The 23,704-nt window shown below is 58.5% G+C and carries 20 protein-coding genes and 4 tRNA genes; 15 read left to right on the top strand and 9 right to left on the bottom strand.

From position 1 onward, the window contains the following. Window positions 1-94 precede the first annotated feature (94 nt). Both Q0U90_RS09050 and Q0U90_RS09045 read left to right on the top strand, forming a co-directional pair. Window positions 95-1,111, top strand: a complete 1,017-nt coding sequence (locus Q0U90_RS09050; RefSeq protein WP_297453881.1) for an ABC transporter permease — start codon at window positions 95-97, stop codon at window positions 1,109-1,111. A gap of 116 nt (window positions 1,112-1,227) precedes the next feature. Further along, window positions 1,228-2,022 carry an ABC transporter ATP-binding protein gene (locus Q0U90_RS09045; protein ID WP_297453878.1) on the top strand — a complete coding sequence of 265 codons (795 nt, stop codon included), beginning with the start codon at window positions 1,228-1,230 and terminating at the stop codon, window positions 2,020-2,022. A gap of 282 nt (window positions 2,023-2,304) precedes the next feature. On the opposite strand, the gene Q0U90_RS09040 is transcribed toward Q0U90_RS09045, so the two are convergent. Continuing rightward, window positions 2,305-2,380, bottom strand: a tRNA-His gene (locus tag Q0U90_RS09040). Window positions 2,381-2,524: 144 nt separating this feature from the next. Continuing rightward, complete coding sequence (gene orn / locus Q0U90_RS09035) at window positions 2,525-3,178, bottom strand: oligoribonuclease (protein WP_297453875.1); 654 nt, start codon at window positions 3,176-3,178, stop codon at window positions 2,525-2,527. 311 nt (window positions 3,179-3,489) lie between these two features. Between orn and Q0U90_RS09030 the strand changes: the two genes are divergently transcribed. Further along, window positions 3,490-4,134, top strand: coding sequence for a TetR/AcrR family transcriptional regulator (locus tag Q0U90_RS09030; RefSeq protein WP_297453872.1), 645 nt, complete (start codon window positions 3,490-3,492; stop codon window positions 4,132-4,134). A 54-nt stretch (window positions 4,135-4,188) separates the two neighbouring features. Here Q0U90_RS09030 and Q0U90_RS09025 read toward each other — a convergent pair. Continuing rightward, a tRNA-Arg gene (locus Q0U90_RS09025) sits at window positions 4,189-4,261 on the bottom strand. A 110-nt stretch (window positions 4,262-4,371) separates the two neighbouring features. On the opposite strand from Q0U90_RS09025, the gene Q0U90_RS09020 reads away from it, so the two are divergent. From Q0U90_RS09020 to Q0U90_RS09000, 5 genes are all read left to right on the top strand, one after another. Next, window positions 4,372-6,519 carry a cytochrome c oxidase assembly protein gene (locus Q0U90_RS09020; protein ID WP_297453869.1) on the top strand — a complete coding sequence of 716 codons (2,148 nt, stop codon included), beginning with the start codon at window positions 4,372-4,374 and terminating at the stop codon, window positions 6,517-6,519. Between the two features lie 233 nt (window positions 6,520-6,752). Continuing rightward, on the top strand, window positions 6,753-7,313 hold the full coding sequence (locus tag Q0U90_RS09015) for a single-stranded DNA-binding protein (RefSeq protein ID WP_297453866.1): 561 nt from the start codon (window positions 6,753-6,755) through the stop codon (window positions 7,311-7,313). Between the two features lie 317 nt (window positions 7,314-7,630). Then, window positions 7,631-9,301 (top strand): energy-dependent translational throttle protein EttA, encoded by a 1,671-nt coding sequence (gene ettA / locus Q0U90_RS09010; protein WP_297453863.1) that lies wholly within the window; start codon window positions 7,631-7,633, stop codon window positions 9,299-9,301. 137 nt (window positions 9,302-9,438) lie between these two features. Further along, the gene (locus tag Q0U90_RS09005; RefSeq protein ID WP_297453860.1) at window positions 9,439-9,882 is read left to right on the top strand and encodes a thioesterase family protein; all 444 of its coding nucleotides are present in this window, start codon (window positions 9,439-9,441) and stop codon (window positions 9,880-9,882) included. Window positions 9,883-9,888: 6 nt separating this feature from the next. Beyond that, complete coding sequence (locus Q0U90_RS09000) at window positions 9,889-10,746, top strand: hypothetical protein (RefSeq protein ID WP_297453857.1); 858 nt, start codon at window positions 9,889-9,891, stop codon at window positions 10,744-10,746. 36 nt (window positions 10,747-10,782) lie between these two features. Here Q0U90_RS09000 and Q0U90_RS08995 read toward each other — a convergent pair whose 3' ends face one another. Further along, window positions 10,783-11,181, bottom strand: coding sequence for a globin (locus Q0U90_RS08995; protein WP_297453854.1), 399 nt, complete (start codon window positions 11,179-11,181; stop codon window positions 10,783-10,785). A 68-nt stretch (window positions 11,182-11,249) separates the two neighbouring features. Continuing rightward, entirely contained in the window at window positions 11,250-13,952 is a 2,703-nt protein-coding gene (gene pepN, locus Q0U90_RS08990) for an aminopeptidase N (protein ID WP_297453851.1), read from the bottom strand. 144 nt (window positions 13,953-14,096) lie between these two features. On the opposite strand from pepN, the gene Q0U90_RS08985 reads away from it, so the two are divergent. Continuing rightward, a complete protein-coding gene (locus tag Q0U90_RS08985; protein WP_297453848.1) occupies window positions 14,097-14,741 on the top strand; it encodes a DsbA family protein in 645 nt (214 codons plus the stop codon). On the opposite strand, the gene Q0U90_RS08980 is transcribed toward Q0U90_RS08985, so the two are convergent. After that, complete coding sequence (locus Q0U90_RS08980; RefSeq protein WP_297453890.1) at window positions 14,738-15,943, bottom strand: TIGR04053 family radical SAM/SPASM domain-containing protein; 1,206 nt, start codon at window positions 15,941-15,943, stop codon at window positions 14,738-14,740. The two genes, Q0U90_RS08985 and Q0U90_RS08980, sit on opposite strands and share 4 nt — an antisense overlap. 229 nt (window positions 15,944-16,172) lie before the next feature. Between Q0U90_RS08980 and Q0U90_RS08975 the strand changes: the two genes are divergently transcribed. Next, complete coding sequence (locus tag Q0U90_RS08975) at window positions 16,173-16,646, top strand: ribose-5-phosphate isomerase (protein ID WP_005511109.1); 474 nt, start codon at window positions 16,173-16,175, stop codon at window positions 16,644-16,646. A gap of 179 nt (window positions 16,647-16,825) precedes the next feature. Here the strand turns inward: Q0U90_RS08975 and Q0U90_RS08970 are convergent, their stop codons facing one another. The 3 genes from Q0U90_RS08970 to Q0U90_RS08960 form a co-directional block, all read right to left on the bottom strand. Continuing rightward, a complete protein-coding gene (locus Q0U90_RS08970; RefSeq protein ID WP_297453841.1) occupies window positions 16,826-17,698 on the bottom strand; it encodes a DUF1542 domain-containing protein in 873 nt (290 codons plus the stop codon). A 148-nt stretch (window positions 17,699-17,846) separates the two neighbouring features. Then, a complete protein-coding gene (locus Q0U90_RS08965) occupies window positions 17,847-18,080 on the bottom strand; it encodes a hypothetical protein (RefSeq protein ID WP_297453838.1) in 234 nt (77 codons plus the stop codon). 481 nt (window positions 18,081-18,561) lie between these two features. After that, window positions 18,562-18,636, bottom strand: a tRNA-Gly gene (locus Q0U90_RS08960). A 574-nt stretch (window positions 18,637-19,210) separates the two neighbouring features. Between Q0U90_RS08960 and Q0U90_RS08955 the strand changes: the two genes are divergently transcribed. From Q0U90_RS08955 to clpX, 5 genes are all read left to right on the top strand, one after another. Then, window positions 19,211-19,287 (top strand) — tRNA-Pro (locus tag Q0U90_RS08955). After that, the gene (tig, locus tag Q0U90_RS08950; RefSeq protein ID WP_297453835.1) at window positions 19,260-20,723 is read left to right on the top strand and encodes a trigger factor; all 1,464 of its coding nucleotides are present in this window, start codon (window positions 19,260-19,262) and stop codon (window positions 20,721-20,723) included. The genes Q0U90_RS08955 and tig overlap by 28 nt, the downstream gene beginning before the upstream one ends. 141 nt (window positions 20,724-20,864) lie before the next feature. Further along, on the top strand, window positions 20,865-21,437 hold the full coding sequence (locus Q0U90_RS08945) for an ATP-dependent Clp protease proteolytic subunit (protein ID WP_297453832.1): 573 nt from the start codon (window positions 20,865-20,867) through the stop codon (window positions 21,435-21,437). A gap of 40 nt (window positions 21,438-21,477) precedes the next feature. Then, complete coding sequence (locus tag Q0U90_RS08940) at window positions 21,478-22,107, top strand: ATP-dependent Clp protease proteolytic subunit (protein ID WP_065421352.1); 630 nt, start codon at window positions 21,478-21,480, stop codon at window positions 22,105-22,107. 236 nt (window positions 22,108-22,343) lie between these two features. Next, window positions 22,344-23,606: an ATP-dependent Clp protease ATP-binding subunit ClpX gene (clpX, locus tag Q0U90_RS08935; protein ID WP_297453825.1), complete on the top strand. Its 1,263-nt coding sequence runs from the start codon at window positions 22,344-22,346 to the stop codon at window positions 23,604-23,606. Window positions 23,607-23,704 lie beyond the last annotated feature (98 nt).

Here is a 23,704-nt window from a genome sequence, read left to right as displayed (position 1 = left end):
GTCAACATCAACCGAAAGTTGGAGACGAAGTTCAACCTCCATGGCGATTAAATCCGCCTGTGAATCCACGACCATAATGAGTATGTACCAGTCAATGAAAGAACTTCGAGCCGCTCCAGGCCGTGCCGCACTGATTACCATCACCGTCGGCATGATTGCTGTGATGGTCACATTCCTCTCGGCTTTGGCTGCCGGCCTGTCCAACCAGTCCGTCTCCGCACTTGACGAGGTCTACGGCAAAAACGACGCCGTCGTTGTCTCTGAGGGGGCTACGTCGCTGTCGTCGTCAAGCATGGGTGAGACGGCGCGCAAGAGCGTCCAAACATGGGCGAGCGACAACGGCGCAAGTGTTCGCGATATTTATGTCAGTCGTGCGCGCGTCGATGAAACGCCCGTCACCGTCATCTCCGATTTTTCGCTTAACGACGACCACGTGGCCGTCACCGACGGCGTCAGTGAGACCGCCATTGCGGAAGGTGACTCGCTGACCCTGTCTGGCGCGATGGGCGAGCACGAGGCTACGGTCGCCCGGGTGGTGGGGGACAAGTGGCTGGATCACCAGGCGGTCATCTACGCCGGTCGCGGTGTGATGGAGGACCTGACCCCGGGGCAGATGGTGCCGGCAGCGATGGTTGTCGACGAGTCTGCGGCGCAGCTGCCGAATGTTGCGGAAGCAACCGTCCTGCGCGATGGCGAGCGCAATAACCTGTCGGCTTCCTACCAGGGTGAGCAGACCTCGCTGAATGCGATGACTTCGATGCTGTATGTGATTTCCGCACTGGTGGTGGGTGCATTCTTCACCGTGTGGACTGTTCAGCGACTCCGCGGTGTGGCTATCTCCTCGGCGCTCGGTGCGTCCCGCTCCGTGCTGGTGGCTGACTCCCTGGCGCAGGTGCTGGCTGTGCTGGCTATCGGAGTTGGCGGTGGTGTTGCGCTGACTTCAGCTGCAGGCTGGGCTCTGCAGAGCGGCAATGTCATGCCAATTGTGGTCGATGCATCAACGACTGTTGTCCCGGGGCTCATCCTGGCTGTGACCGGCGTGGTTGGTGCGCTGCTGGCATTGGTGCCAGTCTTCCGTGTCGATCCGACGACCGCGCTGGCGAATGCGTAGTGACAATCTGAGAAAACGACTTTCCGCCAAAAAATATCCCGTACAACCTGCACGCACTGCACACTCTGCACACTCTGCACACTTGCACATCACGCAACTGAGGAATTGAGGACAAAATGACTACCTACGTCGACAACAAGGCACCCGTGGCACTGGCACTGAAAAACATCTCGCTGACCGTTCAGGATGGTGAAGACAAGCGCACGATTTTGGATGACATCTCGCTGAAGATTCGCGCTGGTGAGGTAGTGGGCCTGGTCGGCCCATCGGGTTCTGGTAAATCAACGTTACTGACCATTGCCGGTTGCTTGAAGAGCGCCGACTCCGGAGACGTCACTTTGTACTCCAACAAACAGGACTCGGAGGGCAGCGGCGCTGGTGAGAGTGTGGAAAGGACGGCTATTGATTTGAGTGCTCGCGGCGCGGATGCCGCCAAGATTCGTCGCGAACACATCGGTATCGTATTCCAGCAGCCGAATCTTTTGCCGGCGCTGACGGTTAAGCAGCAGCTCATCGCAATGCGGCGACTCGGTCGCGTCTTCGGTTGGCCTGCGGGTGGCCGTCGGGAAGCGGAGAAGCGAGCGGACGAGCTGCTTGAGGCAGTCGGCCTGGCAGGGCTTGGGGAGCGTCGTGTGAGCCAGCTTTCCGGTGGTCAACAGGCGCGCGTCAATGTTGCGCGGGCACTGATGAATGAGCCGGAGGTGCTGCTAGTCGACGAGCCGACTGCAGCTCTGGACCAGAAGACCGCAGGTGCGGTAACGCGACTGATTATGGATGTGACACGGAAGATGGGTGTGGCCACGCTGTACATCACCCACGACCTGGGCCAGCTTCACGGCGCCGACCGAATTGTGGAGATGGTCGACGGCAAGCTGCAGGCGTCGGATGCTGGGCTGGTAGCTACTCGGTAGCCACGGTGGGGGGAATTCAAAAAGGCTGGGGCAAATAACCACGACGCACCCAGGGAAAGGCGCACATTTTGTCCTTGAACTCCAGAAACAATGGGCTGCAAATGTGAAACTGTGTGAGTTTATGACACTTTCCGGCCATTTTTCGGGCCATTTTTGCTATAAGCGGGGTCAGTAACTCGCATTGGCCCGCTGCCGCTAAACATAAACGCCGTCGGCAGATTCTAGGGGTTGTGGAAACACAAAACCCTCGACCGGGAAAAATTCCTAGCCGAGGGTTCTACTTGGGGTGACTGACGGGACTCGAACCCGCGACACCCAGGATCACAACCTGGTGCTCTACCAACTGAACTACAGTCACCATTACCGCATTGAGAAAGCTGTTTTCTCAGCTCATCTCTGCAGCGAACTATATGGTAGCCCACAGTTGGCTGGAAACAAAAACGGCAGGTCAATCCGGATAAATGCGGGAAAAGGGGAGGGTTTGGGGTCGTCGTAAAGCGAGTTAGCCGCGGATCTCGCCGTACTTTTCCGTGGATTCCTTGCTGGCGGCGGAAATAGCATCGGCATCTGGGCCCGGGTGGGGCAGGAGCATTGCGCGGCGGTAGTAGTCCAGCTCGCGGATGGACTCCTTGATATCGGCAAGAGCTCGGTGCGCAAGACCCTTCTCCGGAGCACCCTTAAGAACCTGCGGGTACCAGCGGCGGGCCAGCTCCTTGAAGGAAGAGACATCAATCATGCGGTAGTGCAGGTGCTGGTCGAGCTCCGGCATGTAGCGGTCGATGAACTTGCGGTCGGAGGCAATTGAGTTGCCGGCCAGCGGAGCGGTGCGCGGCTCGGGAACCCACTCGCGGATGTAGTCCAAAACAGCGTGCTCGGCATCGGCAACATTGGTTTTGCTGGCGCGAATCTCCTGGTCCAGGCCAGACTTCGCATGCATCTTGGTGACGAAATCATCCATCTGCGCCAATTCGGTCTCGGAGGCGTGGACGACAATGTCCACTCCTTCGCCGAGGACATTGAGGTTTGCGTCGGTGACGAGGGCGGCAATCTCAACAATGACGTGACGGTTGGGGTCGAGGCCTGTCATCTCGCAGTCAATCCACACAATGCGGTCGAGCTCAGGGGAAAGCTGGAGGTCGGAATTGGGCTGAGTCATGATTTCACCTTTCGCTTTAGATTGGCAACGTGTCTGATTGTGCGTCGTGCGGTGCGTCTTGGTTTCTTTGCCTAACTAGGCCCAGCTTAGCGATGCGGATTGGGGGAGCGGTTTGGCGTGGAGATTGCAGGGGCGGATTATCAGATGGATTGCGGGGTGGATTGCTGGATGGATTGCTGGGGGAATTGTGAGGGAAACGAAGTTATTTCGGGGCGAGGTTTTATTATTGGAACTAGAGTATTGGCCTAAAACGACCTATTTGCCTGCTAAAATTACTTCTGAATTCGGATTCCAACGGGAGAATTAGTTACATGGATGAGAGAAGTCGTGCTGGCAGCGCTGCCAATAGCGCCACTGCGGCACAGAAACCATCCGTTGATGACGTCATCATTGCTGCTGCACGTGAAAGTGTGATGACAGTCGGCTTGCGTCGGACTTCGATTGCAGAAATTGCTCGCAAAGCAGGAGTTTCACGTCCGACCGTATATCGTAGGTACGCCGATATTGGGGAACTGTTGACAGAAGTGACTAACCGCGAAATTCTGCACATGCTTGAGGGGCTGCGCTATGTTCCCGGTGATTCGCGTACTCGAATGTTGCTGCGTATTCGAATCGTCGTTCAGCGCATCATCGACAGTGACTTTTTCCCCGGTCTAGTCAAGACCGACCCTGACCGCGTCCTGCAAATGCTCACCGGTGAGCTGAGCGGCACTCAGATGGAAATTGTGGAGAAGTTCATTCTCCCCGGTGTCCGCCATGGTCAGGAAGATGGCACTATTCGCGATCATGATCCTCACCCACTGGCACGCAATATTTACCGCCTGATTCAGACAATGGTGCTGGTCTGGCGTCCGAACGGAGAAGATGCGGAGCTCGACAAGGAATCTGTCGAGGAGGTTGTCGACATGGTTGACCGTTACCTGCGTCCGGATCCCGTGGATAGCAATAAGGGGTAAGAGCTTTAAACCCGTCTGAATCTGGTATAAAACCAGGCCAGGCGGGTTATTTTGCGCCCCCAGAAGGATTCGAACCCTCGACCAATCGGGTAGAAGCCGACTGCTCTGTCCACTGAGCTATGGAGGCCAACTAAGAAAAGCATTGTAGCGTCTCCAGCGCGGCCAATCACAACCGGTTCGCATCCCAGTGCTGTAACCGGTTCTGCTCTAGCGACTTTGGTCGCTAAGCTTAGGGCTATGACTGCCACAACCAAGGCCGAGACCTCTCCGCCTGTTAGCAAGGATAAGAAAGTCCGTAAATCTGCTGGTTGGTACGTTGTTTTTGTGCTTATCGGCGGCATTTTAGCTGGTTTGCTCTCGATGGCGTTCAACATGGATTCGCGCGCCACGTTGGGCATTCCGGATCCCGGTGTAATCACCACATTCGGGTTCCCGTTCGCCAAGGCGGCCGGTGAATTGCTCGCTTGTCTCGGTGTCGGCTCGTTTATGCTCGCCGCTTTCGGTACGAAGCAGCGTGCCGACGGCACTTTGGGCCTCGATGGCTACACGGCATCCCGCACGGGTATGTGGGCCATGCTCGGCTGGGGGCTGATGGCGCTGATGGAGATTCCGCTGGTGCTGTCCGATGTTTCAGGCCAGCCGCTGTCGACGACCATTCAGCTGAGTAATTGGGCTGTGTCCTTGGAACAGACCAAGGAAGGCTTGGCGTGGCTGTGGGTGGCTATTTTCGCTGGCATTGTGGCGCTTGGTTCGTCGTTGACCCGTAAGTGGATTTGGCAGCCCGTGTTCTTCGCCATCAGTTTGGTGTCGATGATGCCGTTGGCGGTTGTAAGCCACAACGCCTCCGGTGGTGCACATGACTACGGCACTAACTCCTACATCTGGCACTTGACCTTCACTGTGTTCTGGGTCGGTGGCCTGATGGCGCTGGTTGGCCACGCTCGTCGTCGTGGTGAATGGATGCCTGAAGTTGTGAAGCGCTACTCCTTTGTGGCGCTGGTCGCATTCATCGCTATGTCGGCTTCCGGCTTCATTAACGCAGCTATCAACATTGACTGGTCTGACCTGGTCAGCAATAACTACGGCATCATGGTGCTGGTCAAGGCGGTGCTCACCATCTTGCTGGGGCTGTGTGGCTATGTGCACCGCAAGATCACCATCCCGGAGATCGAGCGAGCTCAGTCGAATCGCCCGTTCTGGCGACTGGCCATTGTCGAGGTCATCATCATGGCGCTCACAATCGGCGTGGCAGTGGCCCTGGGCCGTACTCCGCCGCCACCGAATTTCTCTGAGCAGGCCGGTGGTGAGGGACTGCCGTCGATTACCCAGATGCAGGTCAAGCTCGGCTACAACCTGGAGATACCATTCGGTTGGGAGGCCATGTTCACGCAGTGGCGCTTTGACATCTTCTTCGGTTCGGCCGCCATCATTGCCGCGTGGATTTACCTGTACTGGCTCTACCTACTGAAGAAGCGCGGTGGTACCTGGCCGCTGTCCAACACTCTGTGGTGGCTCGGCGGTTGCGCAACCTTGCTGTTTACTTCGTGCAGCGCGCTGGGCGTGTACATGCCGGCTCTGTTCTCTGTGCACATGATTGCCCACATGCTTTACTCCATGGGTATTCCGGTCATGCTGGTGCTGGGTGGTCCGGTCACGTTGGCGCTACGTGCGCTGAAGCCGGCCGGCCGTGATGGTCTGCCGGGTATTCGTGAGTGGCTGGTGGTCTTCATCAACAACCCGGTGTCGCGTTTCCTCACGCACCCGGTGGTGGCAACGGTGCAGTTCGTTGCAGGTTTCTACCTGCTCTATATGACGCCGATCTACGACTTCCTGGCTGATGAGCACGCCGGTCACGTGTTCATGAACATCCACTTCCTGATCTCCGGTTACATCTTCTACTGGGTCATTATTGGTGTCGATGCCGCACCGCAGCAGATCGCGCCGTCGGTCAAGCTGGTCACGCTGATGGGGTCGCTACCGTTCCACGCTTGGTTCGGTATTTCGCTGATGCAGTCGCAGAAGGTGCTTGCCGAGACCTACTACGCCAGCCTGGACCTCCCTTGGGCAGTCAATCTTCTGGAAGACCAGAATGTTGGTGGCGCTGTCGCGTGGGCTGCCGGTGAGGTTCCGCTCTACATCGTTACCGTCGCGCTGTTCGTGCAGTGGCGACGCTCTGACGAGAAGGATGCGGCGCGTTATGACCGTGTCGCAGACCGCAACAACGATGAAGAATTGGCTGCATACAACGAAATGCTCGCTCGCATGAGCCAGCAGGTCGGTGTCGGTGGCGAAGACGAGCGCGACTACTACACCTCAGAGGTTGACGCGCAGCATCCGGTGCACATGGACAATCCGATTGATGCCTCGAAGAGGCGCGGAAGGTAGCGTCGTTAAGCTGATTTCGCTCGCTTGACGACGAGGATTGCTGCGACCTCGCCCCCTCAACTTCATATGAAGCCTGTGGATAGTTGTCTTTTCGACGAACTTATCCACAGGTTTTTTGTTTGCCTCTTTCGCTTACATCCCGGAGCCGGAAAAGTAATTGGCACGGCACGAATGAGACTTCTTCGAATTATTCGGCCGTAGTATGTACACGCTTTCTTTGGGGGAGGAGCCCGATGTCTGAGGCAGTTATTACCGTGGTGGGAAATGTGGTCCATCACGTGGAAAATCGAAATACCAATTCTGGGGCAAAGGTCTGCAAGTTTTCTGTGGCATCCAGCAAGTCGTGGAAGGGGGAGAACGGTTGGGAGCAGTCGGAGACTTCGTACTTTGATGTTGAATGCTGGGGCAAGCTGGCCGAGAACGTGAATAACACGGTGTGGAAGGGCCAGGCTGTCATTGTTCATGGGCATGTTCGTACGGACCGGTGGGAGGGCGATGATGGTACGAAGCATCATCGTCAGAAGATTATTGCTAAGGCGGTGGGGCCGAATCTTCGCCGTCACCTGGCAACGGTCACGACCATGACTGAGAAGCCGCATGAGTCTCCGGCTGGTCTTGGTGCGGCGTCGACCGGGGATTCGGGCGCTCCGGTCACTGAGTCAGCTGCGTCTCAGGCCGGGGCAGCGCGCGGTTTCACTGCTGGTGCGAGCGGCACTGGTGAGGCCGGTGACACAGGTGCCACCAATTCTAAGGAGCAAGAAATGGCCGGCGCCGGCACCAGTGCACCGTTTTAGTGACGGAGTTAGTTGTCCGTTTTAAGCCACGAGTCAGCTCGCAGCTCTAGAGCAGAATGGGGCACTGAAAAGAGCTGGCAGAGGGGGAGGGGTATTTGCTGAGCGCGAGGTGATGCTGCCGAAGTGGAGAGGGATTACAAAAGATTCGGCGGCGTTATCTCGCGACCAGTTTTTCTGGTTGCCTTGCGAGATTTTTGACGGGAAGTTTTGCAGGAAAGGTTTGCGGGTACGCCCATGTAGATTGTGCCTTTTGGTTCCTATGCGTAACCTCTACAGGGATTGCTTATTTCCTTTCTACGAGGGGACGAAATTCCACCATGGGTGAGTTCATCTACCAGATGAAAAACGTGCGTAAGGCGCACGGCGATAAGGTTATTCTCGACAACGTCACCATGGCGTTTTACCCGGGCGCCAAGATCGGCGTGGTCGGTCCGAACGGCGCAGGTAAGTCGTCGATTCTGAAGATTATGGCTGGGCTGGATCAGCCGAGTAACGGTGAAGCTTTCCTAGAGCCGGGTGCCACTGTTGGCATCCTGCTGCAAGAGCCTCCGCTGAATGAGGAGAAGACCGTTCGCGGCAACGTTGAGGAAGGTCTCGGCGACATCTTCGAGAAGAAGGCTCGTTTTGAAGCCATCGCCGAGGAGATGGCCACCAATTACACCGACGAGCTCATGGAAGAAATGGGCAAGCTCCAGGAGGAGCTTGACGCCGCTGATGCTTGGGAGCTGGATTCCAAGATTGAGCAGGCAATGGATGCGCTTCGCTGCCCGCCGGCAGATGAGCCGGTTACTCACCTCTCCGGTGGTGAGCGCCGTCGTGTAGCACTGGCGAAGCTGCTGCTTTCCGAGCCGGATCTGCTGCTTCTCGACGAGCCCACTAACCACCTGGACGCCGAGTCCGTGCTGTGGCTCGAGCAGCACCTGGCTAAGTACCCGGGTGCCGTCCTGGCCGTGACCCACGACCGTTACTTCCTGGACCACGTCGCTGGCTGGATCTGTGAGGTCGACCGCGGCAAGCTCTACCCGTACGAGGGCAACTACTCGACTTACCTGGAGAAGAAGGCTGAGCGCCTCGAGGTTGCAGGTAAGAAGGACGCCAAGCTGCAGAAGCGCCTGAAGGACGAGCTGGCATGGGTTCGCTCGGGCCAGAAGGCTCGCCAGGCCAAGAACAAGGCCCGTCTGGAGCGCTACGAGCAGATGGTGGAGGAAGCCGAGCAGTACAAGAAGCTCGACTTCGAAGAAATCCAGATTCCGACCCCGCCGCGCCTGGGTAACCAGGTTGTTGAGGTCAAGGCGCTGGAGAAGGGTTTTGATGGTCGCGTCCTGATTAAGGACCTGTCGTTCACCCTGCCGCGTAACGGCATCGTCGGTGTGATTGGCCCGAACGGTGTGGGTAAGTCCACCCTGTTTAAGACCATCGTGGGTCTGGAGCAGCCGGATTCCGGTGAGGTCAAGGTCGGTCAGACTGTTCAGCTCAGCTACGTTGACCAGGGTCGTGAAAACATCGATCCGGAAAAGACTGTCTGGGAGGTTGTCTCTGATGGTCTCGACTACATCGTGGTCGGCCAGAACGAGATGCCGTCTCGTGCATACCTCTCCGCTTTCGGTTTCAAGGGCGCTGACCAGCAGAAGCCGTCAAAGGTTCTCTCCGGTGGTGAGCGCAACCGTCTGAACCTCGCGCTGACCCTGAAGCAGGGCGGTAACCTGATCCTCCTGGACGAGCCGACTAACGACCTCGACGTCGAAACCCTGTCTTCGCTGGAAAACGCACTGCAGAACTTCCCGGGTTGTGCCGTGGTCATTTCCCACGACCGTTGGTTCCTGGACCGCACCTGTACCCACATCCTCGCGTGGGAAGGCAACTTCGAAGAGGGCAAGTGGTTCTGGTTCGAGGGCAACTTCGAGGGCTACGAGAAGAACAAGATTGAGCGTTACGGCGAGGAAGCTGCACGCCCGTCGCGCGTCACTCACCGTCGCCTGACCCGCTAATCCGTTTCCTGCGAATCTGATTTTCGCCAACGGCAAAGCCCGGCAACCTTGGGAACTGGCTCGCGCCAGTGCAGAGGTTTCCGGGCTTTCGCGGTTTTCGCAGGCTCATAGCTCCGGAAAAGCCTATAGTTCTGGGTATGACTGAATCAGCACCATTTCGTACTAACGTCGCTATCCGCTGGTCTGATTTCGATCAGTATGGCCACGCGAACAATACGGCTTTCCTCGAGTACGCTCAGCAGGCTCGCCTGGACTTTGTGGTGCGCGGTCTCGGCGGCGGGGCAGGAATGCCTGCTGCAGTGGTGCGTCGCTTGGAGATCGACTACGTCCGCGCTATCTTGCCGGACACCCAGGAAGTCGTGGTGGAGACCGAAATTATCAACTTCGGTCGCACCTCCTTCACGCTTCGCCAGACTATCTCCGATCAGCATGATCACATCGTTGCTGTGCTCGAAACCGTGATGGTGATGTTCGACCTCAAGACTGCCAAGGCAGTTGAGCTCTCCCCGTCTGCCCGCCGTGAATTGGAGCGTTTCGCAGCTCCCGCAATCGAAGACAACAAGGAAGACCAGGACAAGTAACTCGCTGTGACCACTCCTCATTCCACTGCCGAGCTGACCTTCGGCACTCCAGATGCGTTGAAGAATCTAGGTGTCCTGGCCCACAAGGCTCACGCCCTCGACGAAAACACGTTGCTGCGCATCCGAGCACGCAAAACCGCCGCCAGTACCAGCTCCACCACCGCCGCCGGTTCCGGTGCCTCGTCCTCTGCTACCTCTGGGCCAGCAATGTCGCAGGTATGGGTGAAGACTCCCATCGGCCCGCTCGCCATGCGGACGATTGCGCTGCACGCGCTTCCCGACGACATCATCGTCACCGCCGCGGAGATTAAAGACATTGCCGTGCGTGCCTTTGCACAGGCAAAATCATCCGATGATGCGGAGGACAAGGAGGCTTCGCTCACCGCGCTGCCATACCGGGTGCAGGCGCAGTCGGCGTCCTCCTGGCCGGGATTCCTGCCGGTGCCGGAGGGATGGCAGGTTGTCGATTATGTTCCGGCCACTGCTTTCCGAACTCTTGAGAAGCAGGGGCGTGCGGTCGCTGTGGAATCCTCCGGACCGATGGGCATGCCACCGTCTCTGCTGGACCAAAAGGTACTCACTGTCAGCGGAGGTACCGGCGACGCAGCCACCGGCACAGCCACTGCCGCCGGTGAAGCCATTGGTGACACAGGGGAGGGACAGACGCTGGAGACGTCGGCAAGCGTTGTCGACGTGACCATGCGGGATGTGTTTGCCCTGTGCGCGATGGGTTTCATTCCGGAGCAGCCAGACGAAAAAGAGCCGGTGCGCGTGTCCACGAAGGGACGGTGGCACCGGCTGGATGGGCGGTTTGGCTCAATCTTTACGCTTGAGTCTTTCGGCGTGCTGCCGCTGTTGAGCTAGCGGGGCTGCTGAACTAGCGGGGTAGGAGCTTAATTCCTACTGCGCGTCGAAGCGGTTGATAAGCATGTCAGCGACCTGCACCATGTGATTCCACATGGCCTCGCGCTGGGGGCGGGGGAGCTCCTCATCGGGAATCTCTGCGAGCGAGGCGCTCATGATCTCCAGCCAGCGGTCGCGTTCGGCCTCGCCGATGGAAAACGGCATGTGGCGCATGCGCAGGCGCGGATGACCACGCTGTTCGCTGTAGGTACGCGGCCCGCCCCAGTATTGGACGAGGAACATGCGTAGTCGATCTTCGGCGCCCTCCCAGTCATCGCTGGGGTACATCGGGCCGATGAGGTCATCGGAACGCATGCGTGTGTAAAAACCATGGACGATGCGATTGAAGACATCCTCGCCGCCGACGGAGTCAAAGAGCGTCTCAGAAGTTGTCATGGCACCAAGTCTATCGACTTGATGCCACGAAAACGATAACCCGCCAAAGTGCCGACCGAAGCCGAAAGCTACTTCGCGTCGAACTCGCGGGCGCGAAGTGCGAGCTTCACCAGGAACTGCTGCTCAGAGATGATGCGCTTGACCGGCGCTGCGGTCTCGTCGCTGTCGAGCAAACGCTGAGCAGCCGCAATGGCCGATTCGCTGATCTCCCAGGTGGGGTAGAAGCCCTCGATCAGAGTCTGTGCCGTCTCGGAGGAGAACTGCTTCCACCAGCTGTTAGCAACAGCGAAGAAGTGTTCCGACAGCGAGGCTGCCGACTGCTCCGCGTTGATGGTGGCGCGGGAGTCGTCGTCAAGCGCTTGCGCGAGCACCGCACCCGAGCCCGGCGCGTTGAAGCCGGCCAGCAGATGGCGAATGACAAGGTTCGACGGGGCTTCGTCACCGGAGACCGTCGCCTCTGCCCAGACGCGGGCCTTGTTGGCGAGCGTCGGGACAGAGGCGCGGCAGGCGATGGCGGCCTGCGCACCGAGTGCTGAGTTGTCGGTCTTTTCAAGCTCTGCGATGGCGCCCTCGCCTTCAAGACCAGCGGAAACCAACGCCTTCAGTGCGCGCCACTGCATATCGGTGTCGACAGTGACAGCGGGGAAACCAGCCTTGTCCGCGTCGTCAGCGTAGATGGCGCGCAGTGCGTCCACGACGTCGCTATTCGACGAGCCCACGGTGGCCAAAGCGTTAACGAAAACCAAGGCACGGTCGGCGTCGGTTTCCTTCTTCGCATAGTCCAGCAAACCCTGCGCCAGCAGGTCGCGGCCGGTGGAGTCAGCCCACTGTGGATCTGCGTAGACGTTGACGGCGCTGACCGCCTGAGCGATGACGCGCTCCAGGACGGAGAGCTTGTCCTCGCCCGGGATGCCGCGGAGCACCAGGCTGACGAAGTCGCGAGCGCGCATCTGACCTGCGCGAACCATCTGCCAGGTAGCGGACCAGCACAGAGTGCGGGCCATCGAATCGGTGAAAGCGCCGATGTTGTCGATGACGGTGGCAAGCGAGCCCTCGTCCAGGCGAATCATGCTGTAGGTGAGATCGTCGTCGTTGACCAGCACGACATCGCCGACTGGGGTGTCGACCAGCTCTGGGACTTCGGTGCGTGCACCGCGGACGTCGAGTTCGACGCGCTTGGTGCGTTCGAGTACGGCATCCGCACCGGTGCCGCGCAGGTTGTAGATACCCACGGCGATTCGGTGATCGCGGAGTTCTCCGGCACCCGGCTTGGCACCTTCCTGTGTGACTGCGAAGGAGGTGTACTTACCGGCCGACTGGCGGAACTCCGGTGTCAGGGTGGTGATGCCGGTCGTGGTCAGCCACTGATCGGCCCAGCCAGACAAATCGCGCCCCGAGGCCTCGGAGAGAGCGTCCAACAGGTCTGCGAAGGTGGCGTTGCCAAAGCGGTGGCGGGCAAAGTGAAGACGAGCACCGGCGAGGAAGGCATCCTGACCAACGTAGGCGGCCAGCTGCTTGAGGGTGGACGCGCCCTTGGCGTAGGTGATGCCGTCGAAGTTCTGCTCGACGGTGTCAATGTCGCTGGCATCGGCGGCAATCGGGTGCGTCGACGGTAGCTGATCCTGCTTGTAGGCCCAGGCCTTTTCGACGTTGGCGAAGGTGGTCCAAGCGTGGCTGTAATCGGAAACCTCGACCTGTGCGGCGGCGGCCGACCAGGTGGCGAAGGACTCGTTGAGCCAGAGATCATCCCACCACTGCATGGTGACAAGATCGCCGAACCACATGTGAGCCATCTCGTGCAGGATGGTGTCGTTGCGGCGTTCGTAGAGGTAGTGGGTGGGCTTGGAGCGGAAGACGTACTCGTCGCGGATGGTCACGCAGCCGGCGTTTTCCATCGCGCCCATGTTGTACTCCGGGCAGAAAATCTGGTCGTACTTGCCGAACGGGTACGGCTCGCCGAAGTGCTTGGCGTAGAAGTCGAAGCCCTCCTTGGTCTCCTTGAACAGAGTGTCGGCATCGAGATATTCGGCGATGGACTGGCGGCAGTAGAGCCCCAGCGGAATGGTCAGTTCGCCCTCCGGCTGGTGCTCAGCAGGGGTTTCCGGGTGCGGTGCGACAGTACCGGTCCACGAATCAGTGACCTCGTGCCATGGGCCCGCACAGACTGCGATGAGATACGTCGACAGCGGAACATCCACTGAGAAGTCGAAGGTATCGGCCTCATTGCCGTGGACATCGGTGGTGGTGCCGGTCTTGGCTACCGAGTTGGAAATAACCTTCCAGCCCTTCGGTGCCACGACGTGGATGGAGTATGTTGCTTTCAAATCCGGCTGGTCAAAGCAGGCGAATACGCGCTTGGCATCGGCAGTTTCAAACTGCGAGTACAGGTAGGTTTCGCCATCGGCGGGATCCTGGAAGCGGTGAATGCCCTGGCCGTTGTTGGTGTAACGGCAGTCCGCGTCGATAACGACGGTGTGGTCACCTTCGGTCAGGTCCACGTTAATGCCGGTCTCGCTGGCATAGCGAGCAGCCTCCGTGGCGTCAACACCGTCGATGGTCACACTCTTAACAACAGCATCACGCAGGTCAATGAAGGTGGAACCAGCGCGCTTCGCCGTCAGAGAAATTGTGGTCTTTGAAGCGAATGTTGGTGCGCTGTGAGGCCCGCCGACAGGTGCGGTGGTGAGATCGAGAGAGATGTCGTAGTGGGACACCTCGAGCATGGCCGCACGGTCGGCGGCCTCGGTCCTGGTTAGGTTCGTGGAAGTCATGCGACAAGTGTAACCACGACCTCGGATTGGGAATCGTCCAGTTGTGGGCTTGGCCGAAGAGGCGGAAGCATTCATGCATGCGAGCCGAAAAATTCCTCCCTATAGTCGTTGATAAGTCAATCAATGATTTAGGAGGACTTTCACATGAGCAATCGAGACAAGGTCACTTTCTACTTCGACGTGTCCTGCCCGTTTTGCTGGGTGACGTCGCGCTGGATTAAGGAAGTCGAAAAGGTCCGTGACATCGAGGTCGAGTGGAAGCCGATGAGCCTGTCGGTACTCAATGAAGGCCGCGACGAGCTGCCGGAAGAGTACAAGTTCATGATGCAGTGCAACTGGACCCCGGCACGCCTGTTCAATGCAGTGTTCTCCCAGGATGGTCAGGAGGCCGTCGACAAGCTTTACACCGCGCTGGGTACGAAGGTTCACAACGAAAACCGCATCGACCGCCACGCGCATGTCGACGAGCCGGCGCACGCATTCGACGAGCTGATTAAGGAATCCCTCGCAGAGGTTGGACTGCCGGAAGAGCGTCTGACCCAGGCTCTGACCACCGAGTTTGATGAGCTCATGCGTGAAAACCACGCAGAGGCCATGAAGGAGGTCGGCAACGACGTCGGCACTCCGGTGGTCAAGCTCAACGACGTTGCATTCTTCGGTCCGGTGCTGACCCGCATCCCGCGGGGCGAAGAAGCGGGCAAGATTTTCGACGGCTCGGTGGCCGTCGCCAGCTACCCGTACTTCTTCGAAATCAAGCGCTCCCGCACTGAGGATCCGCGCTTCGACTAAGAAAGCTGACCCGCCCCAGCTTCAGCATTCTGCCCGGTGGAAGCCTGCCGTTCTTCTTCGCTCATCGCAGCCCACCGCGGCGGAATGTAGATACAGGTCGGGTCGGATGCGGTGTAATCCCCGGTCAGTGCATAGGCAGTGGACCGGGATCCACCACAGACGCTGTGGTATTCACAGACGCTGCACTTGCCGTGCCAATTGTCCGGGTCGCGAAGGGCTTTGAACGCCGGTGAGTTTGAATAGATTTCCTGGAATGGTGTGGCCTTCACATTGCCGCAGTGCAACGGCAGGAAACCATTGGGGTAGACATCGCCGATATGGTCAATGAAGGCAAAACCGGAACCAGAATTGACGGCCATCGGGGAGCGCGGTCGGCGTGGCTTTTCCGGTACAGCGCCGAGCAGCTTAGTCGTTTCCTCCGTCAAGTAGTGGTAGAGCTCGCCGCCCTCATAGGGTGGCAGCCCCTTTTCCTTCGCTTCCTCCTGCTGCATGACGACGCGCCGATACTGCGGCGCCTCCGTCGTCTTAATGGCAATTCGGTTGGACACATCTGACAACCAGTGCAGAACGTCCTCGCGTTCCTCCGGCGACAAAGCGCCTAAATCCGCACCGCGACCAGTGGGGACGAGGAAAAAGACGTACCACATCTTGGCTTGCATCTCCATGACCGTCTTCAGCAGCGCTGGTGCCTCATGGATATTTCCCTTGGTCAGGGTCGAGTTGATCTGCAGTCGGTAACCGGCCTCGTTGATGTGCGGAGCCATCTCCAGCGTCTTTTCAAAAGTGCCTGAAAAACCACGGAACTTATCATGGGTCTGGGCGGTCGCGCCATCGAGCGACATCGACATCGCCTTACCGCCAGCCTCTCGCAACGACTGAATCCGCTCCGGCGTCAGCCGCGGCGTCACCGATGGCGACAGCGACATATTCAGACCGTGCTCGGTGCCGAATCGCACCAATTCTTCCAGGTCATCACGCTCAAACGGATCACCGCCGGTGAGCACCACAAGCGGCTTCGGCTTGCTATACGACGCCAAGGTCTCCAACAACACCTTGCCTTCGGCAGTCGAAAGCTGAAGTGGATGCGGCTCATGTTGCGCATCCGCACGGCAGTGCTTGCAGACTAGGCCACAAGCCCGAGTGACCTCCCAAATGACAATAAATGGCTTTTTATTAATGTCATGTCGAACCGTTCGCACCACCGGTGCGTGATGATTCCCACGGGAGCCATGAGCTTCCGGATCGACTTGGAAGTGAGCTTGCGGCGCAGGAGACACGGTAAAAAGCACCCAATTTCCGGTTTCGAAGACATGCTGAGACTGCAAAACAGTCACTTTTCACCCTATTCGGCTGCGCAGGGGACGTCGTCAAGCAATACCTAAAACGGGTGCAGACACCGTTGAATCCGTGGGAACCGCTAAACTTGCTGCCATGCGTATTTACCTTGGTGCAGACCACGCCGGTTTTGAGATGAAGAACCTGATTAAGGCCCACCTGGAAAAGGCTGGCCACGACGTCGTTGACTGCGGCGCTCACACCTACGACCCTGCAGATGACTACCCAGCATTCTGCATCGAGGCGGCTTCCCGTACCGTCGCTGACCCGGGCAGCCTGGGCATCGTGCTCGGCGGTTCCGGCAACGGCGAGCAGATCGCTGCTAACAAGGTCAAGGGCGCTCGTTGTGCGCTGGCTTGGTCGGTAGAGACCGCAAAGCTCGCCCGCGAGCACAACAACGCTCAGCTGATCGGCCTCGGCGGTCGTATGCACTCTGAGGAAGAAGCCCTGGCTATCGTCGATGCTTTCGTCTCCCAGCCGTGGAGCGAGGAGGAGCGCCACCAGCGCCGCATCGACATCCTGGCAGAGTACGAAAAGACTGGCGTTGCCCCGGAACTGCCGGAAGCCTAAGCGCTCACCGTCTTTTCCCCTCCACGCCGTTTTGCTTGATGCCGTTCTCGCTTGACGACGGTCACGGAGGGTAAGTAACCACAAAAACCCGGTCAGCCTTTCCTATCGTGGGAGGTCTGACCGGGTTTTGTTGTGCCAGGGCTAGGGGAGATAACGGGGACTAGCAGGAAGGCGGTGGCCTATTCGCCGAAGCCGTCAAAGCCGCCATCGAAGAAACCGCCACCATCGCCGCCGCCGAAGAGACCGTCGAAGAAACCTCCGCCGTCGCCTGCGTCGCCGGCATCAGCGGCACCGCTACCGAAGTCGCCTCCGCTAAGGCCGTCGCCGCCGAAATCGTCGCCACCGAAGTCATCTGCACCAAAGTCCTCGGTGCCGCCGAAGTCATCTGCGCCAGTGCCCATGCCGCTGGCGAACTCATCAGCGCCGTAGGCGACACCGGACATGCCGTGGAAGAGGGTCGAGAACAGCAGCATCGAACCAGCGGTCCAGACACCGGTTCGCAGCGCGGACTTCCACCATGGTTCGGAGTACCAACCGGCAGGAACAGGGCGACCTGCGACACGGCCACCGGGGTAGTAGTTCGGAGTGTCCGGGGTGGCGTATGGAGAGGCGGTCACCGAGTGGCCTTCGTGCTCAATGGTGCGAGTTTCGGTCACAGAACCAGCAGCCTTCTGGCCTTCAAGCGGTGGCAGCGTCGGCCCCGCTGGCAGACCCATAATCTCGCGTGCCGCATTGATGTAGTGCAGCCCCTCAAGTGCGGACTCGCGCGCCATTCGCGCCTGTGCCGGGGTGCGCGCAGTAGAAATCTGCGAGGACGCGGCGTTGTAACGCTCGGATGCATCAGCAAGAGCCTGTGTGGAAGCCGAATCCGTGCCAGCCAGATTCAGTACCTGTGAACCCAGTCGCTCAATCCATCGGCGGGCGTCTAAGACAGCGTCTTCCAATTGACTGTCCTGGCGGGCATCGAAAGCCCTGTTAGAACGGTTTTGAGCCATCGACGCGATGATAACTGCGCCGCCGACGGTAATAGCGATCAGGATTAAAGCCCCCATGGGCTAGGCCTCCAAAAAGGAAAATTGCGGGTACTGCCAGTAATTACTTGAAACAACGCATGTAGAACGAAAAAAGTTCCCGAGCTGACATCTCTATGCGGCAGATGTCAGCTCGGGAACCAGGAAATGATTGGTTATGGGTAGGTATCTATGACTCGGCGGATTCGTCGCGCTTAGAGCGGCTCTTCCGATTGGCGTGCCATTCGCGGACCTCTTCGGAATCCCACAGGGTCAACCCATGGAGCTTCGCGACAGGCTCCGGCGCCTTTTTGCGGCCAGCGTAGCTAGTAAAAGTGCCGCGTGCGGTGCCGGAAAAGGCAGCGCATTCGACCGCGGTCCATAGTTCGTGTCCAGTATCGGCATCGATAATGGTTGGTTTCATGGTGCCCAGAGTACCCGCGGCACTGGATCCTGAACAGAGGGGCAGGGGAATTTCCGCCCCGGGCATCGGCCACATTATGGGGCAGGTCTCAGCTCATGTCCTTTAACCAAGAATTACGGGCTGCACATGTGAATGCACATGTGAACACGGGCTGCAAATGTGAAACTGTGTGAGTTTATGACACTTTCATGCCATTTTTCTGGCCATTTTTGTCATAAACGCGGTCAGTAACTTGCATTGGCCTGCGGTTGCCGAACATAAACGCGGTCACTAACTCGCATTGGTGGCTATGTAGGGCTAAGTAGGGAAAAGTAGCAAATGGTGCCCACCCGGCGACACGCTGACCGGACACACTTTTGTCTATTAACCCCTTTTATCCTTTAACCCACACTTTTTGAGCCTTAACCCACTTAACCCTCCATTACGCCCCCAGGGACCCGACAGAGGAAACAAGAAACCGGGAGCATTGCTCCCGGTTACGTGGAGGGGATGACGGGAATCGAACCCGCGTCTTCAGCTTGGAAGGCTGAGGTATTAGCCACTATACGACATCCCCATAAACGAAAATCTGGTTCGGATGCGATTGCGAATGCTCAATAGCACCTAACCAAACTGCGTCTTGGTACAAGGCATATTAACCCGTTAAGCCGTACAGACAAAAATCGACACAGGAGTGCGCCCCGAGGTCTTAAACGAAAAATGGCTGTGGCCGGGAAAAATAGAAACTCAAAGCCAAGCAATGTGGGGTATGTGAAACAGGCATATAGCCGTTGATTACACTGTCACACGACTCAACAAAGGGGCAGTCGTTTGAGAGGCTTCTTTGGGGAGTCGGCCGACGAATGGAGTGTTTGCAGTAAACGAGGCCGCCACCAGCAGTGCCGAGGTGATGCAAACGCCCTGTGATATGCATGGTTTTCATGAAACCGGTGAAAGTTTCGGGTTGGCTCTCGATGGCGTCGTAAAGCGTTTTCAGACAGAGTATTGGCCTGGTTGAACGCGTGGTTTTGTGATTTCAATAAACGTCAGGTAAATCTATACGGGTCCGTTGTGGAAACGCGATTTCGCGCCTATGAGGGCCCCGGTGCAGATGCTCCGAAGGGCTTCTGCTAGGTTTCGAATGACGCATACGGGGTATGGCGCAGCTTGGTAGCGCGTCCGCTTTGGGAGCGGAAGGCCGTGGGTTCAAATCCCGCTACCCCGACCAGTATCACGGGCACTCCCGTGGTCTATGAATTAATCATCGAGTTGCAGGAGAGTGCACCAGTGAAGTCTTCCGTTGAGAAGCTCAATGAGACCCGCGTAAAGATTACCGTCGAGGTCCCGTTCGACGAGCTGAAGCCAGAGTTCGACAACGCTTACAAGGCGCTGGCTCAGCAGGTCCAGATTCCGGGCTTCCGTAAGGGTAAGGCCCCGGCAAAGCTGATTGAGGCCCGCTTCGGCCGCGGCCCAATCCTGGAGCAGGTGCTCAACGACATGGTTCCGTCCCGCTACGACGAGGTCGTCCGCGAGGAGGAGCTGAAGGTTATTGGTCAGCCTGAGGTTGACATCACCAAGCTGGAAGACGGAGAGCTCGTCGAGTTCACCGCCGAGGTCGATGTCCGCCCGGAGATTGAGCTGCCGAAGTTCGAGGACATCGCAGTTGAGGTTGACCCGCTGGTCGCCGACGAGGCTGCTGTTGAGGCTGAGCTGGAGAACCTGCTCGCTCGTTTCGGCACCCTGACTGGTGTTGAGCGCGCAGTTGAGAAGGATGACTTCGTCTCCATCGACCTGTCCGCCACCATCGACGGTGAAGAGCTGGAAGAGGCTTCCACCGAGGGCCTGTCCTACCAGGTTGGCTCCGACGACCTGATTGACGGCCTGGATGAGGCTGTTGTTGGCCTGTCCCAGGGCGAGTCCAAGGAATTCACCACCAAGCTGGTCGCTGGTGAGCACGAGGGCGAGGACGCTCAGGTCACCGTTACCGTTCAGTCCGTCAAGGTCCGCGAGCTGCCGGAAGCTGACGACGACTTCGCTCAGATGGCTTCCGAGTTCGACACCATCGACGAGCTGAAGGAAGACCTGGCCCGCCAGGTCGAGAACACCAAGAAGGGTGAGCAGGCCCAGCAGGTCCGCGACAAGGTCCTGGCTGCCGCAATGGAGCAGACCACCATCGCTCTGCCAGAAGGTGTTGTCAAGGAGCAGGTCGAGGGCCAGCTGCAGCAGCTGCTGGGCCAGTTCGGCGGTGACGAGAAGGTTCTGAACTCCATGCTGGAGGCTCAGGGCACCACCCGCGAGCAATTCGACGAGGACTCCAAGAAGTCCGCTGAGGAAGCTGTCCGCACCCAGCTGTTCCTGGACGCTCTGGCTGAGGAAATCCAGCCGGATGTCTCCCAGCAGGAGCTCACCGACCACATCCTGTTCACTGCTCAGTCCTACGGCATGGACCCGAACCAGTTCATCCAGCAGATTCAGCAGTCTGGTCAGCTCGGCAACCTGTTCGCAGACGTTCGCCGCGGCAAGGCACTGGCCACCTCGATCCTGAAGGCTTCCGCCAAGGACACCGAGGGCAACGACATCGACCTGAACGACTACTTCGGTGAGGTCGAGCCGGAGGCTGAGAAGGCTGAATCCGACAAGGCTGAGGACACCTCCGCTGAGTAAGCCCCGCAACTAACGCGGCGCGTTCGACATGTCGCAACGCTTATAGCGAACAAGGGCCGTTCCCGAAACAAAGGGGCGGCCCTTTTCGTTACCCTCTAATGAACGACAAAACTCGCACACGTACGAAAAAGGAGTACACAGATGAGCGATAACCCCCAGATGTCGACGAACACGGTTTTCGACAAGCTGCTCAAGGAGCGCATTATTTGGCTGGGTGAGCAGGTCGACGACGAGATTGCTAACAAGCTCTGCGGTCAGATGCTGCTCCTGGCAGCTGAGGACCCGGAGGCGGATATCTCGCTGTACATTAACTCCCCGGGTGGCTCCGTCACCGCCGGCATGGCTATTTACGACACCATGCAGTTCGTTCCGTGCGACGTGGCTACCTACGGCATGGGCCTGGCAGCTTCCATGGGCCAGTTCCTGCTCGCCGCAGGTGCCAAGGGCAAGCGTTACGCACTGCCACACGCTCGCATTATGATGCACCAGCCTTCTGCAGGTATTGGCGGTACTGCGTCCGACATCACCATTCAGGCTGAGCAGTTCGCTGCCACCAAGAAGGAGATGGCTCGTCTGATTGCGCAGCACACAGGTCAGCCGATTGAGCGCATTGAGGAAGACTCGGACCGCGACCGTTGGTTCACCGCAGCTGAGGCTAAGGAATACGGCCTGGTTGACCACGTCGTGACCGCCCTCAAGGACACCGCACGCTAAAAGCGGACAGTAGCGAAAAATTAGAGGCGAATTAATCAACATGGAGATGAACAATATGCAGATGCCGCAGTCGCGCTACGTGCTTCCTTCTTTCGTGGAGCACTCCAGCTTTGGTGCAAAGGAATCCAACCCGTACAACAAGCTCTTCGAAGAGCGCATTATCTTCCTCGGCTCGCAGGTCGACGACACCGCCGCAAACGACATCATGGCGCAGCTGCTGGTGCTAGAGGGACTGGACCCGGATCGTGACATCACGATGTACATCAACTCCCCGGGCGGCTCCTTCACCTCGCTGATGGCCATCTACGACACGATGCAGTACGTGCGTCCCGACGTGCAGACCGTGTGCCTGGGCCAGGCTGCTTCCGCGGCAGCCGTGCTGCTGGCTGCGGGCGCACCGGGTAAGCGTGCAGCTCTGCCGAATGCGCGCGTGCTCATTCACCAGCCGGCTACCCAGGGCATCCAGGGTCAGGTTTCCGACCTGGAGATTCAGGCAAACGAGATTGAGCGCATGCGCAAGCTGATGGAGGAGACGCTGGCTCGCCACTCCGGTCGTACTGCGGAGCAGATCCGCAAGGACACCGACCGTGACAAGATTCTGACTGCTGATGAGGCCGTCGAGTACGGCATCATTGACCAGGTCTTCGAGTACCGCAAGCACAACGCTTAAAAAGCGCTGCTCTTTAAAACACCGCGTCTATTTTCAAACGCAGTGTTTAAGGGCGCAGTACTTGAAGGCCGACGCGGTTTCTGTAGGTGCTGCGCACTGGCCGTCGTCAAGCGCCGAGCGAGATTGTGTGAAACTCGCCTCGCCCTGGCGTGGAGCCCGGTATTTGCGCACACTCACGGTAGGCTAGGCTGAAGCAGTTATTGGCGACGAAGCGGAAAGGCGGCGGCGGGAGCCTCATGGCACGTATGCAAGAAAGTGCGGATTTGCTGAAGTGCTCTTTCTGTGGAAAGAGTCAGAAGCAGGTCAAAAAGCTGATTGCCGGACCTGGTGTGTACATCTGTAATGAGTGCATCGAGCTCTGCAACGAAATCATTGAAGAAGAGCTCAACACCGGCGGCGAGGCAACCGGTAACAACGACCGCCTGCCGCGACCGATGGAAATTCGTGACTTCCTCGATGAGTACGTCATCGGCCAGGACATGGCCAAGCGCACGCTGGCCGTTGCGGTTTACAACCACTACAAGCGCCTTCGTGCTGCAGAGACCAAGTCGGATAACGACGTGGAGCTGCAGAAGTCGAACATCCTGCTGCTGGGGCCGACCGGCTGCGGCAAGACTTACCTCGCGCAGACACTGGCTCGCAAGCTGGATGTGCCGTTCGCAATCGCTGATGCCACCAGCCTGACCGAAGCCGGCTACGTTGGCGAGGATGTGGAAAACATCCTGCTGAAGCTCCTGCAGGCCACTGATTTCGACGTCGAGAAGGCGCAGCGCGGCATCATTTACGTCGACGAGATTGACAAGATTTCGCGCAAGTCCGAAAACACCTCCATCACCCGCGATGTCTCCGGTGAGGGTGTGCAGCAGGCGCTGTTGAAGATTCTTGAGGGCACTGTTGCCGCCGTGCCGCCGCAGGGTGGTCGTAAGCTGCCGAACCAGGAGTTCATTCAGTTCGACACCTCTAACGTCCTGTTCATTGTGGCTGGAGCATTTGCCGGTCTAGAGAAGGTCGTGCAGGAACGCGTCGGCAAGAAGGGCCTGGGCTTCGGTGCCGATGTCGTTTCGGCTAACGATGAAGAGATGAAGGATCCATTCCGCGATGTGCTGCCGGAGGACCTCGTTCGCTTCGGCCTGATTCCTGAGTTCATTGGCCGCCTGCCCGTTATTGCATCGGTCACCAACCTCGACGAGGACGCGCTGGTCCGTGTGCTCACCGAGCCCAAGAACTCGCTGGTCCGCCAGTACCAGCACCTGTTCGACATGGACGGCGTGCGCCTCACCATTGACGACGAGGCACTGAACGCCATCGCCGCCAAGGCAATTAGCCGCAACACCGGCGCCCGTGGACTGCGCGGCATCATGGAGGAAATCTTGGTCCCCGTGATGTTCGAAGTGCCAGAGCGTGACGACGTCGCGGAGGTCATCGTCCACAAGGAGTGCGTCACGGACGGTGCAGCGCCGGAACTCGTTGAACGCAGCGAGGATAAGAAGACCGCGTAAAGGTATCCAGGACGGCCATGTGAGGCCGCGACGCGTGAAGGCGCGTGAGTTTGTGGAGCCCGCGCGAAACTTGTGGAGGCCATGTGAGCCCGCGACGC

This window comes from uncultured Corynebacterium sp. (genome assembly GCF_946998835.1).
In the GTDB taxonomy this organism is placed as follows: Bacteria; Actinomycetota; Actinomycetes; order Mycobacteriales; family Mycobacteriaceae; genus Corynebacterium.
This window is presented reverse-complemented; position numbering and strand designations above follow the sequence as displayed.